General features: G+C 46.9%; 14 protein-coding genes and 2 pseudogenes. 5 read left to right on the forward strand and 11 right to left on the reverse strand.

All coding sequences use genetic code 11. From position 1 onward, the window contains the following. The first annotated feature begins 234 nt into the window (after positions 1 to 234). From ATN88_RS18400 to cyaB, 4 genes are all read left to right on the forward strand, one after another. The gene (locus tag ATN88_RS18400; protein WP_067419097.1) at positions 235 to 738 is read left to right on the forward strand and encodes a TRAP transporter small permease; all 504 of its coding nucleotides are present in this window, start codon (positions 235 to 237) and stop codon (positions 736 to 738) included. Further along, complete coding sequence (locus ATN88_RS18405; protein ID WP_067419098.1) at positions 735 to 2,027, forward strand: TRAP transporter large permease; 1,293 nt, start codon at positions 735 to 737, stop codon at positions 2,025 to 2,027. The genes ATN88_RS18400 and ATN88_RS18405 overlap by 4 nt, the downstream gene beginning before the upstream one ends. 99 nt (positions 2,028 to 2,126) lie before the next feature. After that, positions 2,127 to 2,837 (forward strand): glutathione S-transferase, encoded by a 711-nt coding sequence (locus ATN88_RS18410; RefSeq protein WP_067419099.1) that lies wholly within the window; start codon positions 2,127 to 2,129, stop codon positions 2,835 to 2,837. Between the two features lie 75 nt (positions 2,838 to 2,912). Next, complete coding sequence (gene cyaB, locus ATN88_RS18415; RefSeq protein WP_067419100.1) at positions 2,913 to 3,452, forward strand: class IV adenylate cyclase; 540 nt, start codon at positions 2,913 to 2,915, stop codon at positions 3,450 to 3,452. A gap of 50 nt (positions 3,453 to 3,502) precedes the next feature. Here cyaB and ATN88_RS27655 read toward each other — a convergent pair whose 3' ends face one another. The 6 genes and pseudogenes from ATN88_RS27655 to ATN88_RS18440 form a co-directional block, all read right to left on the reverse strand. Beyond that, a complete protein-coding gene (locus tag ATN88_RS27655; RefSeq protein WP_232313386.1) occupies positions 3,503 to 3,808 on the reverse strand; it encodes a DUF5666 domain-containing protein in 306 nt (101 codons plus the stop codon). Next, positions 3,805 to 4,641: a DUF5666 domain-containing protein gene (locus ATN88_RS18420; protein WP_232313387.1), complete on the reverse strand. Its 837-nt coding sequence runs from the start codon at positions 4,639 to 4,641 to the stop codon at positions 3,805 to 3,807. The genes ATN88_RS27655 and ATN88_RS18420 overlap by 4 nt, the downstream gene beginning before the upstream one ends. 225 nt (positions 4,642 to 4,866) lie before the next feature. Next, positions 4,867 to 7,712 (reverse strand): annotated as a pseudogene (locus tag ATN88_RS18425) (FAD-binding and (Fe-S)-binding domain-containing protein). 39 nt (positions 7,713 to 7,751) lie between these two features. Next, complete coding sequence (locus ATN88_RS18430; RefSeq protein ID WP_067419101.1) at positions 7,752 to 8,438, reverse strand: LutC/YkgG family protein; 687 nt, start codon at positions 8,436 to 8,438, stop codon at positions 7,752 to 7,754. Beyond that, positions 8,435 to 9,862: a LutB/LldF family L-lactate oxidation iron-sulfur protein gene (locus ATN88_RS18435; protein ID WP_067419106.1), complete on the reverse strand. Its 1,428-nt coding sequence runs from the start codon at positions 9,860 to 9,862 to the stop codon at positions 8,435 to 8,437. Before ATN88_RS18435 ends, ATN88_RS18430 begins: the two co-directional genes overlap by 4 nt. After that, a pseudogene (locus ATN88_RS18440) lies at positions 9,859 to 10,631 on the reverse strand ((Fe-S)-binding protein). Before ATN88_RS18440 ends, ATN88_RS18435 begins: the two are co-directional and overlap by 4 nt. A gap of 153 nt (positions 10,632 to 10,784) precedes the next feature. Here ATN88_RS18440 and ATN88_RS18445 point away from each other — a divergent pair. Further along, positions 10,785 to 11,690, forward strand: coding sequence for a LysR family transcriptional regulator (locus ATN88_RS18445; RefSeq protein ID WP_067419107.1), 906 nt, complete (start codon positions 10,785 to 10,787; stop codon positions 11,688 to 11,690). Between the two features lie 76 nt (positions 11,691 to 11,766). Here ATN88_RS18445 and ATN88_RS18450 read toward each other — a convergent pair whose 3' ends face one another. The 5 genes from ATN88_RS18450 to ATN88_RS18470 form a co-directional block, all read right to left on the reverse strand. Continuing rightward, complete coding sequence (locus tag ATN88_RS18450; RefSeq protein ID WP_067419108.1) at positions 11,767 to 12,591, reverse strand: HDOD domain-containing protein; 825 nt, start codon at positions 12,589 to 12,591, stop codon at positions 11,767 to 11,769. 130 nt (positions 12,592 to 12,721) lie between these two features. Further along, positions 12,722 to 13,441 (reverse strand): DUF3581 family protein, encoded by a 720-nt coding sequence (locus tag ATN88_RS18455; RefSeq protein ID WP_067419299.1) that lies wholly within the window; start codon positions 13,439 to 13,441, stop codon positions 12,722 to 12,724. Between the two features lie 151 nt (positions 13,442 to 13,592). After that, complete coding sequence (locus ATN88_RS18460; RefSeq protein WP_067419109.1) at positions 13,593 to 14,042, reverse strand: NUDIX domain-containing protein; 450 nt, start codon at positions 14,040 to 14,042, stop codon at positions 13,593 to 13,595. Positions 14,043 to 14,119: 77 nt separating this feature from the next. After that, positions 14,120 to 15,766, reverse strand: coding sequence for a sensor domain-containing diguanylate cyclase (locus ATN88_RS18465; RefSeq protein ID WP_067419110.1), 1,647 nt, complete (start codon positions 15,764 to 15,766; stop codon positions 14,120 to 14,122). Then, the gene (locus ATN88_RS18470; protein WP_232313388.1) at positions 15,750 to 16,184 is read right to left on the reverse strand and encodes a type 2 periplasmic-binding domain-containing protein; all 435 of its coding nucleotides are present in this window, start codon (positions 16,182 to 16,184) and stop codon (positions 15,750 to 15,752) included. Before ATN88_RS18470 ends, ATN88_RS18465 begins: the two co-directional genes overlap by 17 nt. Between the last annotated feature and the right edge of the window lies 1 nt (position 16,185).

Below are 16,185 nucleotides of genomic sequence, written 5' to 3' on the forward strand. Positions count from 1 at the left end.
AATGAAAAATTGGGGATGATTTAACAATTGAGACACATTTGGCCGTTAAGTGGCAGAAAGGATCGGCTAGGCTAGTTACAAGTTACACAAAGCGCGAAATCAATTGCGCACAGAAAAGCGGCACTAAGCCACTGATAGCAAGGGAGTGAAGTATGGAAGTACTCAAAGGCGGAGGTGTCGACTGCCTCCAAAATGGATTTGGAAACAAACGCGTAACAACTGAGAGGTGATGGCGTGAAAACTATTCTGCTTTGGTTACAGCGGATAGCGGATGGCGTTGCGGTTGTTATGTTAGCAGCAATGTTCCTAATTTTTTGTGCGCAGATTTTTGCTCGCTATGTCTTGAATGAACCGATTGGCTGGTCAGCAGAGATCCTGCTGACGCTTTGGCTATGGGTGATTTTCTGGGCTGGCGCATTTTGTCTGCGTCACAAAGATCATATTCGCTTTGATCTGCTGTTTTTAAGTGTGCCTGGGAAGGTGCAACGTATTTTTCTTATCTTGTCGGCGTTAGGCATCATCATCGGATTTGGGATGAGCTTTCTGCCTACATGGGACTACATCACGTTCTACAAGATCAAGAAAAGTGCCATTTTGAAATGGCGTCTCGACTATGTATTCAGCATATACGGCGTATTCCTCGGCGCGATTATTCTCCGCTATGGCCTTGCACTGATTCAGTACTTGGATCCGAACTACAAAGTGCAAGATGACAAGGATGAGCAGGTGGAAGAATGAGTTTAGCTTTAACACTTTGTCTGGTAACGGTACTGTTACTGGCGGCGTTTGGGACGCCGGTCTCTTTCTCAATGATCATTGGTGCCATCGTCTATTTGGCCGTCAGTGGTCAGGATTTAGCACTGGCTGGCGAGCAGATTATTCAGGGCTTTTATAACAGCTTTATCTTGCTGGCAGTTCCGCTTTTCATTGCAGCTGCGAATATCATGAATGCAGGCAGCATCACAGATCGACTACTCCAATTTTGTGTCGCCATGGTTGGCCATTTTCGTGGCGGTCTTGGGCACGTTAACATCGTTTCTAGTTTGATCTTTTCAGGCATGTCAGGTTCTGCGGTAGCAGATGCTGCTGGGGTGGGGCGCGTTATCATTAATATGATGACCAAAGACGGCCGCTATCCGCCTTCTTATGCAGCAGCCATTACGGCAGCATCAGCAACCATTGGCCCGATCATTCCGCCTTCGATTCCTATGGTAATTTACGCCTTAGTATCAGATACCTCAGTCGGCTATCTGTTTATCGCTGGTTTGGTGCCAGGTCTGTTGATGGGCGTGGTATTGATGGGACTAAACGCCTACATGGCGACGAAAATGGATATCCCGAAAGAGCCAAAAACACCGGCGAAGGATATTCCAAGGATCACCATTCGTGCCTTGCCTACCTTGATGATGCCAGCGATTCTTCTGTTTGGTATTTATGGAGGCGTAACCACGCCAACTGAAGCGGCGGCAGTGGCTGCAGCTTATGCGTTAATTCTCGCGGTGGCATATCGCTCTATTAGCTTTAAGCAGCTTTACATGGCGTTGAAAGAAAGTGCCTATTCCTCCGCTTCTGTCGGTTTGGTTATTGGTTCTGCACTGATCTTCAACTACATCGTAGCGACTGAAAACGTACCCACGTCGATTGCAAATCTGATTGCAGCAGCAGACCTTTCGCCATTGCAGTTCTTGCTCATCGTAAACCTGATTTACTTAGGGCTGGGCTTCTTGCTTGATGCGACGACGGTTATTTTGGTTATCGTGCCGCTATTTGTGCCAGCTTGTCGTGAACTCGGGATCGACTTGGTTCACTTTGGAGTGGTGACCATTGTTAACCTAATGATTGGTCTTATAACACCACCTTATGGCGTGCTGCTTTTCGTGATAAATGGCACCACCAAGATTCCGTTAGCAGGGATTATAAAACAGGTGATTCCGTTTATCTTCGTACTGCTTGGTGCCTTGTTGGTGATGATCTTATTCCCAGACCTTGTGCTAACCATGCCAAGGCTGATGGGATATCAAGGTTAGCCAGATTACTCCAAAAAAGAAAAGGCCGATGAGGCCTTTTCTTTTTCCTGTGTGTAGGCCTATGGTTACTCTCTATCCCAATTGAGAAAGCAGGCATTTATGTCTCAGTCTAAATTTCAGCTCTACTATTGGCCATTGCCTTTTCGTGGTTGTTTCGTCAGTTACCTATTTGCCTATAAAGGCGAACCGCTAGAGATGTTCACTGACCATGATGTGATACGCGGCTTGATATCAAAACCACCTTCGGAGCAAGAAAACACGCCATTTACTGGTCCGCCTTTGCTGATTGAAAAAGAAACGGGTCTATCGATTAGCCAAACACCTGCAATTGTTTTGTATGTTTCTGGCCTTTTAGGCTTGAAGCCGAAAGACGAATTTGATGCTGCCATGTGCATGAAAATACTCATGGATTGCAATGATGTATTGATGGAAATTTGTCGCTATAACGGCGAAATGATGTGGGATCGTGAAAGCTGGCGAAACTTTCGAACCAAACGCCTTCCTAGATGGATGACGGTGTTTGAAGAAATGCTTATAAGAGGCCATTTTGGAAAACCTGCAGTGAGTTACGCTGATATTGGCGTGTTCGCGCTGTTTGGCAATATGACACGCTGTTTACCAGAGCTAGATGCAGACTTGAAAGCGCATGCGCCAGGCGTTTACGCCCACTGCAAGAAAATTGGTGCACACCCATCGCTTGCAGCATTTGTCAAAGGACAAGAGGAGGCTTACGGCAAGCTCTACTGTGGCGGACAGATTGAGGCTTCTATCCGAGAGATGCTTGAACAAGATAAAAGAGATTTGGGGTAGCTGCTTGTACAAAAATGGATAACGTATTGGATTTCATGCTCATGATATACTTATCCTTTTTACTGATAGCTCCTTATGATTTACGAGCATTTTAAAGGTAAGTTTGAAGTTGAATTAAAGTTCAGACTCACATCAAAAGACGCCTTCTTAGCGCATCTAAAAAGCATTCCTCATGAGGTGATGCTTGAAGATAACACAGAGTGTGATTGGTATTTCGACACGTCAGACAGGGTATTGAAATCCCAAGGAAAGAGCGTGTGTATTCGCACCATGGAACCTTCGGGGATCAAGCTTTGGATTGTGAAAGGCCCTGAAACTGACCGATGCGAAGCGACGAACATTACAAATGCGGATAACGCAAAGAGCATGCTTCAAACGATGGGCTATGAGGTGTCATTAAAAGCGCAGAAAACCAGAAGTATTTACTTTGTGGGTAAGTTTCATATCACGGTAGATGCCCTTGAAGGCATTGGTGATTTCGCAGAGTTCGCCATCATGACGGATGATGAAAGCTTATTGGATGCGTATAAGAGCGAATTAGAATCACTTGCTGCTGACTTTGGTTTAGCAGCAGAGCACCGTGAATTTCGCTCGTATCGAGACATGTATGCGTAATAGGTAAATCATAAAGAAAAGCCCCTGAATTCAGGGGCTTTTTATTTCGGTTAGTCTTCAGATGAAATCTTACGTGCGACGTGATCATTACCAATGATCATGCCTTCAACTTCTACCTTGTTGCCAATGAGTGAGTCGAAGCTTAAACCGTCTTCATACTCAGTGTTGGCGTCTGTGAAGATGGTTTTACCTTTCATTTTGAAGGATTTTGCATCGCTGTCGATATCGCTGATGTATCCTTCGAAATCGAATTCGTAATCGTCCCAATCAAAGTCGAAATCAAAATCGTCTTCAAATTCGATTTCTTTTGCCACGGTGCGTTGGTTCTTGGTGACATATTCAACTTCAACGTTCACACCTGGCGCAACTGGGATTTGCTGCCATCATCAAATTCAGTCGATGGTAGGATGTCAAATTGGCCACGGTAGTTCACTTCAAAGCGACTGTAATCGTTCGCTACCCAAGTCACGACGCCCTCAATTTCACCTTTGCCGTTGATGCTATTAAATGCTTTCAGTTTGATAGATTCAGCAATCAACTGGCCCGTAGACTCGTTATAGCTTCCCAGTACTTCCGCCCACGCACCATTGCGCAGTTTTTTGATGTTGTTCACCAGTCTGTCATCGAATAAGACGGTGAGTGAACTGCCCAATTTGAAGGTGTTATTTTCAAAGTTAACTGCAGAAACACGACCTTCTGCTTCAGCCATTCCATTTGAGTCATATTCGAACTTAACAACAGAGAGTACTTTGTAACCCATGTTTGCGGACGGCAGGGTCGAAACCATTACCCAATCGCCATTCTGGATTTTTGGAGACAGGGAAATAAATTTAAGTTCAACACCGCTGACCTTAAATGTGCCTTGAAGACGGTCTATGTGCGTGATCTTACCGGTGAACGTTGGGTCTAACTCGACGTTTGCACTCGTGATTGATCGACCGTTGGTGTTCAGAGCTACCATCATGTTTGGCGTCAACATGTCGTTTTGTAGCGATTGACCTTGATAAGCCACGGTGCCAACGTCGTAAGTTTGGTTATTAACCGTGATTCTTGAACCAGAGACTTGTTCAATTTTGCCTTCAACCGACATGGCAGAAGCAGGAGACGTGGTGGTATTGCCACTATCGCTGCCACCGCCACACGCTGTCAATGCGAGAGTAAAGAGAGGGAAAAGCGCGTAACGTTTCATATTGAAAGCCTTATAAAGAATGGGGTGTTGAAAACGCGCGCGGAATGTAGCTTTGGATTGTCTGGGGATTTCTAGGGAAATGTCGGGGTTTTGCTAACTCAAGCTCTGAAAATCAGAGACTTGAAGCAATGTCACACATAAGGAGTGTGCCATTGCTCAATCTATAAACAAAGGGTGAAAATTCAGCCTTTGTCAGTATAAAACGTTCTGAAGGGTTGGCGAGGGCTACTCACTCATCACTTCTGTTTTGGCTTCCGGGACTTCTCTGTGCGGTTTTCTCGAAACAGGACAAGAAACCTCGTCGAGTAAATACAAAATAGAGCTATATGGAATGCCCGCGTGATGTGTTAACCCAATCTCGCAGGTTCGACTGTTGCTAAAGCCGCGTGTGCAATTTTCGGGTATCTGATCTTTCAAAGGGGCTGTGGCTGCCGCATTGAGTTCGGGCGTAAAAAAGCCCTTGTCGCCGGCAAAACCGCAGCATTCAATGTGCTCGGGTACGACAACACGTTTAGCGCAGGCTTTTGCGAGGTTTAATAATGAATCCGCTAAGCCCATGCGTCGTGTGCTGCAGGTAATGTGAAGCATCACGGTTTCATCTACGGGCGTAATCGCTAAGTCTTCCAGTAAAAACTTAATCACGAACTCAGAAGGTTCATAAATCTCAAGCGGGAAAGAGAACTGCTCTTTACTGATTTTCACGCAAGGCTGGTATCTATGAGAACGGGGAGCTTACCCAACTCACTGGCTTGCCAAAGAGCGGCTTCTAGGCGGTAGCTTTTCTCTTTGAAAATGTCCTTCATGCCTTTACTGTCGTAAGGCATGCCGCAGCACTGTTCATCTAGCCGTTTGGGAATAATGACTTGATATCCTGCGCGCTCTAGGAGTGACATTGTCACTTCTGTTAGGGTTCTGTCTTCATCACTTTTAATGTCATTGCCCATATTACGACTGGCACAAGAAGGGTAATAAACAACGCGCTTAGCTTTCCATGACTCGCTGGTTTTCGGTGTATGAGTGTTCGCGGTTGGATAATCTGGGTGCCATTCTGGTGTGCTGCCGTTGGATAGTTTTCGTAATCCGTTGACGGTTTTATCAAGGGCCTTTTCGCCAAGTATTTTTTGCATGCTTGCATTGGCTTTGAGTCCAAAGCGCGCGATTGCGGTTGTTGCACCGAAGTGATTGGCAGTCCAAGACGCGATAGGCGTGAAACGCTTGTATTTCTCGGTTCTCACTTGCTTGATTAAATCGCCAGTGTTTATTCCAACGGGACAGCGATCGGCACACAAGCCCGTTGCTGCGCAGGTATCAACGCCAAGGTAGTTGAACGTTTTCTCCAATGCTTTGTATTTTTCACTTTGGTCATCATGTTTGAGTCGCTGCATTTCTCTATAAAGCACGATGCGCTGGCGTGGAGATAAAGAGAGAGTGCGGGAAGGACATACTGCTTCACAGAAGCCGCATTCGATACAGCGATCGATCAACGCATCAGCTTTTGGCATCGGCTTCAAGTGAGTAATGTGCGCATTCGGATTGTCGTTGATGATCACTCCTGGATTAAGCAGGCCTTTGGGGTCAAACAGGGCTTTAATTTGACACATCAATCTGTAGGCGTGGGCTCCCCATTCTAGTTCTACATACGGAGCCATGTTACGCCCCGTGCCGTGCTCTGCTTTGAGTGAACCTTGGTATTTCACTGCCACAAGCTGTGCCACGGCATCCATGAAGGCTCCGTAGCGTTCCACTTCCACCTCGGAGTCAAAACCTTGAGTGAAAACGAAGTGCAGGTTTCCTTCAAGGGCATGGCCAAAAATGATCGCTTCGTTGTAGGCGTACTCATCAAACAAGGCTTGAAGCTCTCGCACACCCGCAGCCAAACGTTCAACAGGAAACGCAACATCTTCAATGATGACAGTTGTGCCTGCCTCTCTAACGGCGCCAACTGCAGGGAACATACCTTTGCGAATGCCCCAGAGTGTATTTACGGTGTCGGCATCGGATGTGAACATGACTTGATGTGGAATATCGAATGCGGATATCGCCGCCATTATGGTTCGGCATTGTTGGTAGAGTTCATCCTCACTTGCGGCTCGACTTTCGACCAGCAGGGCACTGTGTTCAAGCGTAAGGGTTGGCATGAAATCGGGCATGCCAGGCTTATCGGCGACGGATTGAAGAGCGCGTCCGTCCATCATTTCTACCGCTGACACTGGCGTGCTCGCCAGAATGGACACGGCATTGGATGCACTTTCAATGTCATTAAAAACAAGGAGTGCAGACGCTTTGTTTGGGTGCTCAATGACGGTGTTATAGGTAATTTCCGCAATGAATCCGAGTGTACCTTCAGAGCCCACCATCAAATGGGTGAGCACATCAATGGGATCGCTGAAATCAACCAAGGCATTCAATGCATATCCGGTGGTGTTTTTGAGTCGATATTTATGTTGGATACGTTCGGATAGTGCCGAATCTGCTTTCACTTCATCGCAAAGTGTCGCAATGCCATCCAGCAGGTCTTTATGGCTGTTTCTAAATTGGCGTACTGATTCATCATCGCCGGTATTTAATACGGTGCCGTCATGAAGCACTAAGGTCATGGCATCGACGGTTTTATAGGTGTTCTGCGCTGTGCCGCAGCACATACCACTGGCGTTGTTTGCCGCGATACCGCCAATTTTACAACTGTTGATTGAAGCGGGGTCTGGGCCAATCTTTCTCTGGAAAGGAATGAGGTATTTATTGGCATCTGCGCCAATCACCCCGGGTTGGAGCTTGATCCTTTTTCCGTCTTCCAATGTTTCATGGTCACGCCAATTGTCAGTAAGGGTGATTAAAACGGAATCGGAAACGGCTTGACCGGAAAGGCTGGTGCCTGCGGCTCGGAACGTGAATGGAATATTGGCATTACCACAAGTTTGAATAATAAAAACGATGTCTTCGAGATTATCTGCCTGAACAATCAGTTCTGGGATCATCCTGTAGAAACTGGCATCGGTGCCATAAGCCAGACGCTTAGCATCGTCGTTGATGATGCGTGATTCAGGTATCCGTTCGCGTAAACGTGATGTCAGCGCGTCGTAATCTTCTTTTCTCGCTTCCCTGCCATTTGCTTATTCCTTCACGATAAATACGATGAGGCGTTTCGGCCCGTGTGCGCCATACGCCAACGTTTGTTGGATGTCGGCGGTCTTTGAAGGGCCAGAAATCAGAAGCAGGTTTGTGGGCGGTGTAGTTTCCCATCCTGCCTGTTTCCAAAACGGTGTAGTCATTAGCTCGCTAAAATGCGAAACAATGGCACTTTCCCGTATGATAGCAATGTGAGTGGGCGGGACGAGTGACAAGGCTCGAGGTTCTTGTTCACCAGTTACCGTAGCCAGCGTGCCTGTATCGGCAATGCCCGCACCGACAAACGTAATTCCTGCCTCGATGTCGTTAAACAGGGCATGCTTAAACGTGTCTATGGTTTGGTCATAAACATGGATCTGCGTATGTTCGCATGCCGAGGCTAACGCATCGGCGAGAGGATTGCTTTTTCCTGCTAGAACCTGCCTGAATCCTTCTGCATTGATAAAGGTCGCCACGTCTTTTGCCAAATCAGTTTCCGTGGTTTCTATTATCTCTGCATGACTCGCGGACAGCTTTTGGATAAACCGCTGCGTGCGTTCTGATTGGTCGTCAGATTGCCACGCTTGCCAATCAGGCAAGGGAACATCGATGTGTTGTCGTGGTGCCGATTTGAGACGAGCGAAGATGGCCTCACGTGCGGCATTGGTGCGTGTTTGACGTTCTGTAGTCATGATTTCTCTCCACGCTGAGCGAGCTTTTTCTTTAGCGATGTTTTGGCGAGCTTGGGCTTGGTTCGACATTGCGTCCAACTTCCGAGGTTATTCGGAATAACACCGTTCATCTTACGCGCGGTATCAAGTGCCGTGTGATAAACCGTTGGATGGGTTGCCGCGAATGCAAAGCCTTTCATCGCCACTTTTTCGAGTGTGTTATTGGCGGCATCCTGGCCGTTCAGCGGTTCATGGTCACTGTCGGCTTTATTTTTTGATTCTTGGCGCAAGCGTTGGAGCAGGGAAGGAATAGGAATCCTTACCGGACAAACTTCCTCACAGGCTCCACACAGACTCGATGCAGTGATGAGGTCTTTGGTCTTATCAAGCCCCATCAAATGGGGAGAGATAATTTTTCCAATTGGTCCCGGATAGACGGTGCCATAAGCATGCCCGCCGATGCGTGTATAAACCGGACAGTGGTTCATGCAAGCACCGCAACGAATACATTGCAGCGTCTTTCTCATCTCGGTGTCGTGATATGCCTGAGAACGTCCGTTGTCGAGCAAGATAAGATGCACTTCTTTGGGACCATCTAATTCGTTTTCCTTGCGCGGTCCTGAAATCATGTTGAAGTAGGTGGTGATGACCTGGCCCGTCGCAGAGCGCGTTAATGCGCTGTATAGCGGAGGCACATCCGTTAAGAACTCGACCACCTTTTCAATGCCGGTGATGGCGATATGGGTTTCTGGAATCGTGGTACACATGCGCCCATTGCCTTCATTCTCAACAAGGCACAGCGTGCCAGTTTCGGCAACCGCAAAGTTCACACCGGATACGCCAATTTCAGCATCTTGATATGCTTGGCGTAGCATTCGTCTTCCTGTCTGAATTAAAGAATCGACGTCTGTGGTTGGTTTGAAGTCGGCAATGTTGTGTTCGAAGGTGTCGGACACCTGCTGCTTGTTTTTGTGAATCGAGGGCATGATGATGTGCGACGGTGTATCGCCATCTAATTGGACGATATATTCACCCATGTCACTTTCTAGGCAGTGAACCCCGCGCTTTTCCATGTGGTGGTTAAGCTCAATTTCTTCGCTTACCATGGACTTGCCTTTTACCATCAACGTGGCGTGTTTTCGCGTCGCTATCTCCGCGAAGATGGCATTCGCGTCTTCTGCATTTTGCGCCCAGTGAACCTGAATTCCGTTACGAAGGCATTGCGCTTCTAGCTTTTCTAAAAGCTCGGGGAGTTTGCTTAAACACCGTTGACGGATAGCTTCGGCGCGATCTCTTACCGCTTTCTCTTCTGTTTTGTCTGGAAACGCTTCAACGCGTTTGTTGCGCAGGTAATCCATAGCACCGCGAAAATTCTGTCTCAACGCGTGATCTGCGAGGGCTTCTTTCGCTTGCTCATGAATACGTTCAGGCGAGTTATGGCTCATGACTTACCTCCAACAACACCCGTGCGCTCTGCGAGAAAACGAGCAATGTGTCGGCCTTTAAACGTTTGGCTTGGTACTCTAGCGCGCCGTTTATATTGAGCATACAGCCCCAATCCGCACTGATGAACTCTATGGCTCCAGTCTCACGTAAGTGTCGAGATTTATCCTCCACCATCGCTTCACTAATGTTGGGATGGCGAACCGAGAAAGTGCCACCAAATCCGCAGCATTCTTGCTCGTAATTTACTTGCTTAACATCAACCTTGTTCAGTTGATTGAGAAGGTGCGCGCTGTGAGTATGGACATTCATTTCTCTACGAGCGGCACAGGAGGTATGCACGACAATCTGGGTCGGGTCGCCAACATCTTCAAGACGAATATGGCAAACACAACTGAGAAATTCAGTGAACTCAAAGACGCGATCTGCAAATGCCAAAGCTTCTGCTTCTTTCGGTTGATCTTTAAACAACCTTGGATAGTGATGCACCATCATTCCGCCGCAAGATCCAGACAGGATGACGATAGGATAGGGCTCTGGAAACAATGCCATTTGGGATTGGGCAACCTGAATGGCTTCTTGGGTATAGCCGGAAGAATAAGCAGGCTGCCCACAACAGGTTTGCTTTGGAATATAAATGACCTCAATGCCTATCGTCTCCAACATGGCAATGGCATCGATTCCTGTATCAGGATCAAACGCATCAACCAGACAAGTGGCATAGAGATAAACCTTCTCAGGTTTTGCTGGGTACATTCGAGGGGATGACATTAGGCGTCCTCGCTAACATTGCTCGTTATTGGTCGCGCTTTTTTATTTTTGGGTTCTATCAAGGATATAGCGCGTTCAGAAAAGCATAGGAGGTTGAGATTTGAGAATAAATAGCATTAAATGAAATGATTATTTCCAAAATAGGAATAATGAATGAAAACCGATGACGCAATACTCTTTGCTGACGTTGCAGAGCTAGGTTCATTCAAGCTTGCTGCGGATAAGCTTGGTTTGGCGAACTCCGTTGTGAGTAAGCGAATTCAGCGGCTTGAGAAGGATCTCGGCGTACAACTTCTGCATCGAACTACGCGAAAGTTGTCACTGACTGAAGCGGGGCTATCTCTTTTACCGACAGCAAAGCGTCTTGCTCAGCTCAGTATTGATGCTGTCGAATCTGTGAATCAGCTCTCGTCGGAAATGAAGGGTAGGCTAAATGTGTCGGTCCCTACCATTTCCGGTGATCTCCTGCTTGCAGAGGCTATAGCTGAATTCACCAGTTTGCATGAGGGGCTGAGGATTGATGTCACGTTGAGCAATCGCTTTGTAGACCTCATCGACGAAGGGTATGACTTGGCGATTAGGACGGGTTATCTTGAAGATTCCAGCCTTGTTGCGCGACATATCCTGGATTCACAATGGATAGTGTGTGCCTCGCCAGAATATGTAGCAAAGCATGGGCGACCAGATTCACCGGATGCTTTACGAAACCATAATTGTCTTCACTACACCTACCAATCGACTGGAGCCGGAGATTGGGAGTTTTTTGCGTCAGGTACTGACGACAAGCGCATCGTTAAAGTCTCGGGCAACTTTTCTACAAACAATGCAGCGGCACTACGGAAAGCAGCACTTGCTGGTCATGGCATTGTGTATGTACCGAGATGTTTGGTGTATCACGACATACAAGAGGGGACGTTGATGGATTTGTTACCTAAGCAGGTCGCGAAGAAGTTGGGAATCTATGCGGTTTATCCTTATACCAAACACCCTTCTCAAAAGGTTAAAGCACTGATCGAGCATGTTCGGCAGCGTTACCTCGATATTGCTTACTACTTTTAAGCGACGCATAGTTTTCTGCAACAAAAGAAAAAGCCGCCTCACAAGAAGCGGCTCTCAAATATGCAGTCTTACCTGATTAAACCAGTGAGCGCGCCATCTCGCGACCAATGCCTCGGTTATTGTCCATCACATCGAGTAAGTCTTCGTCGAGCCCTAACATGCTGTACTCAAGCTGATGGTTGAGCCACGTCTGTCTTGCTTCATCATTCGAGAGCTTGTCCCAATTTTCATCGATCTTACGTGACAGATTAATGATCGCTGCAAGTTGTGAAAATTCATCACCTTGCACCGCAGCATACTGATGAGCGATTGCATTGATCAGTTTGTCTGCAAACTTCCAATTCTTAGCAAGTGCACCGCCAAGTTGCGCGCAGTCAGTGTCTAATACAACACGTTGTGCTTCATCCTTAGTTTTACCTGCTTCAACATGCAGTTCGATCTTCGCAGCTTTGTCTGGATAAACCGTGTAGATAAGCAAATCACCGATGTTATGAAGCATGCCGGCAGTAAACGCTTCATTCGGGTCAGCTTTCACTTCTTTGGCAATGACTTTACAAAGCGTTGCAACTTCAAAAGTAGTTCCCCAAAACTCATTCAGGTCAAAGCCTTCGATTTTAGGGAAAGTACTCATTAAAGCTGATGCTGTCACCAATGTTCTGATTGGGCCTAAACCCAACCGAATAACGGCTTCATCCACTGAAGCCACGGCTCTACCGCGGCCAAAGTGTGCAGAATTTGATAGTCGAAGCACCCTAGCGCTGATGACCTGATCCAAAGCAATCTTGTCAGAAATTTGGGTCATGTCTGAATTGTCGCTGTTCACCAAGTCCATGAGTTCTTGAACGACTTTGGGAATTTTTGGAAGCTTGTCTACGTGAGAAAGTAATGCGTCCGTGGCCATATTAGACTCCGCTGTGTAACCATGAGTTAAATATAGAACAGAGTATCAATAATGCGCCGGAATTTTATATGTAAGACATTGACGGGTATAAAAAACCCCGAAGAAATCGGGGCAGTTGTTACATTCGTTTTTAAACTGCCTGAGCAGACAAAAATTCTGATTTGCGGCAATTGAACTTGTCTACCAGCGCTTCTACAGCGGTTTGTTCGTATTCACGAAGACCACTACACACCATGGTCTTTTTACCTTCACCGATGATTTCGCCATTCTCTTTAAAGCAAAACGCCAGCGTCACAGTGCCGCGTTTACCCGAAACATCCATGATGGAATCTGTTAGCTCAACGGTAGGGCATTTGAAGTCAAGGTGATGGAAGTTTAATTCCATGCTTTCGTAGATCACCAGTGGGCGTTCTGGGTTAATCATCATGCCGCTGTCTTCCATCAAAGGCACCATGATGTGTGGGAAGTTCATGCCTGAAAACTTCACGTAGTTTTCTGCCACACAGGCCGCCAAAGATTCATCGACAAGGTTATCGCCTTCACGCGACATCGTGAGATAAAGCTTGCCGTTGGTGTCAGTCACTTCAAGACCGCCACATTCAGAATCGCGAAATTCTAAGCCAACGTTGTCAGAGATCATGCCAGCAAAAGAGACACGCATTTTTTGGCTGATGCCAGCTTTAGCAAGCAATACAGAGAAAAGCAGATCACCCGGTACACAGAATCGCTTTGAATCTTCATCGTGGATAGGGTTGAAATCGCCAGCGACGAGTTTTGCAAAGTGGCTTGCTTGTTTACGCGTAAATACGAACTGACCGTTGCTCTGACTGAAGTAATTGTTTAGCTGCATGTTCTTGTTCTGGTGGTTGTACACAGTTTAAGTTGGGACGCATTGTAACTGACTAAACTGAATTTAATGGTCTAGCCAGTTGGACGACCTGGAATTGGTTGAAAAATGACACTTTTCCCCGTCATTCTGTGGCTTTTGCTGGTGGAGCTACTTACAAAATATGCCCCTGATAAATGCGCTCAAATGTCTTGTTTTGAAGACTAGGCACCATTGTTTTGGGGAAGAAGATAAGTTCAGGTAGTTTTTCCAAAGGCATCCAAACCATGCCTATCTGGTCTTTGTCGAGTTCTTGTGGTGTCGTCACCGGTTCAAAGTGTTTGGCTTCAACGAATAACTCTATCTGGTGCAAGTGTTCTGGTAAGTAGGTTGTGTCGAGAAGATCAGCGATAACTTCTCGGACAAAAAGCACGTCGCCCATTTCCGCTTTTCCGCCCGTTTCTTCAAGCAATTCTCGGTCGAATGCTTCTGAGAGCGTTTCATTATGTTGAATGCCGCCACCGGGAAGGATATACCACAAACCACGATCATCACGGTGTTCTGCGAGAAGAATCGAATCCTCGCGATAGCAAACGGCGCGCACCGACACTCTTAAAGGATGCATCTATTCTCCAACGTCCATATTGATAGCTTATGGTACAAACCTTACTAGCCAGAGAAGCCCCGTCAAGGGCGCATGGCTTATTTGTGGGTTGAGAGCGTTTTGCTGTCGGCAGTTTTGGTTTCGTCGGGCTCGTAGAATTTGTAGAAGTTTTTGCCGTGGTTTTTCACGTAGTACATGGCTTCGTCGGCTTTCTCGATTAGCGAACTGATGGTGCTGTCGTTATCAGGGTAGAGGCTGATGCCAATACTGGAGCCGACAGTCGCCGTTTGTTCGTGCCCAATTTCAATCGGCAAAGAGACTTGATGCTGAAGGTCAGCGGCAATGTCTGATACTGCTGTTTCGTAGCTTGGGTTGTAAGAGAAGCCAATTAAGAACTCGTCGCCACCCCAGCGAGCCACGACATCAGACCCTCTGAAGAACTGTTTTATCCGCCTCGCTACCTCGATAATGACTTTGTCACCCGCATCGTGGCCGTAAGTGTCGTTTACGTGTTTGAAGCCATCTAAGTCGATCATCAGCACCGCGAAATTACGCTGTTTCTTTTCCGCTTCAACGACAGAGTTTTCAAGCTTATTCATGCCTGCTCGGCGGTTAAGCAGCAGGGTAATGGCATCGTGCTCTGCTTCGTAAATGATGTTCTGCTCACGCTCAGCCCGTTCAGTGATGTCGTATACAACGACCTCCAATAAGCTGTCATCAGGGTTGTTGATGTCTTCAACTTTGGAGAAAAGGCAGTGTACCCATCGGTCTGCGGCTCTAACTTTGTGGCGAAGTTGAACGTCAATCGCACTGAACTGGTTACCCGGTTTCGCCCAAAAATCTTCAATAAACTCTTTAATTTCCTGCGGGTCAAAGAAATAACCCGTGAAATCAGATTTGGTAAACCGCTCGGTATCGACGATAAAGGTTTGGCCCAATAAACGAAGTAGTGCAGGGTTAGCCACGATCAATTGATTGTTCGCATCAAGAAGGCCTATGCCAGCACTGGCGCGCTCAAAAATAAGCCGGAATTTTTTCGAGAGGTTTTCGGTTTCGGCACGTAGATCTCGTTCATTGTCGATCTGATTGTTCACCGCATCTAACAAGCCGTTGATGTCTTTAACCAAAGCACCAATTTCGTTGTTTTGGTGGGCGAGAGGTACGTCGATACGCGTTGAATCACCAGGGGTAATCAAGTGGAATCGATTTGCGATGTTCTTCATCGGTTCCGTCAGGATTTTGTTGACGATAAACAAGGTAAGAAGCGCAATGATGATCGAATAGGTGACGAGCACGATAACCTGAATCTTTGCTAACGAAATCGCATTGTTTTCGATGTACTGCTGATTGGGGTACACCAAAAGGTCACCGACGTATTCGGTGTTATCAAAAGGAGAGACGATAGGGAAGACGACGGCAGTTTCTGACTGGCTGATAACGTCACGATTTTCGAATGACGCGGTTAAACCATCTTGGCTCGTTAAACGCGCGGCAGAAATGATGTCATTGGCTTCCAAGCCACTTAACACCTCGTCGGCGAGTTCTTTGTTACCGAGGTACAAGGCGATTGATGCAGTTTGCTCTACCGTAGTGATAATTTGCTTAATTTGGCTTCGAGAGCGGTCAACTTCCTGATGGTACGAGATATAGAACCATATCAACGACGCGATGATTGAGAAGATAACAGCACCGCCGGCCACGCCTCCGGCAACGCGTATATGAATCTTTTTATTTAGGATCTTCAAATCTAAACACCACTTTTAAGCCGTCGGCCACGTCCGATTCCATGATGTACGCAATTGCGTTTCGATTTTCGCGTACGTAGTCAACAACGTCTTTTTCTGAAGGTTTTGCTTGGGGCGGCTCAGCCTTACCTGTAAAGAGAAGCCGTGCCCAGTAAGCATTAATTTGAGCAACAGATTTACCAACGAGGCGATTATAAAAGTCCTCACGTAAGGGACTGTTGTCGGGGAGGTCTGTTGTTTTCACTGATGAACCGTCTGGATAAGCGGTATAGCGTCCCATGTAGAGATCCATGATTTGTCGTGATGATAACTCTTCTACGGGATTGGCTTGGTTGACGACCACGACTAGCCCCGCCTGAGCGGCGTTTGCCCAGGTTAAGGTGGCGTATGTGAGCAGTGCTAATACTGTTTTCTTCATA

Origin of the sequence: Enterovibrio coralii, from assembly GCF_001559595.1 — a bacterium.
Lineage (GTDB): Bacteria > Pseudomonadota > Gammaproteobacteria > Enterobacterales > Vibrionaceae > Enterovibrio > Enterovibrio coralii.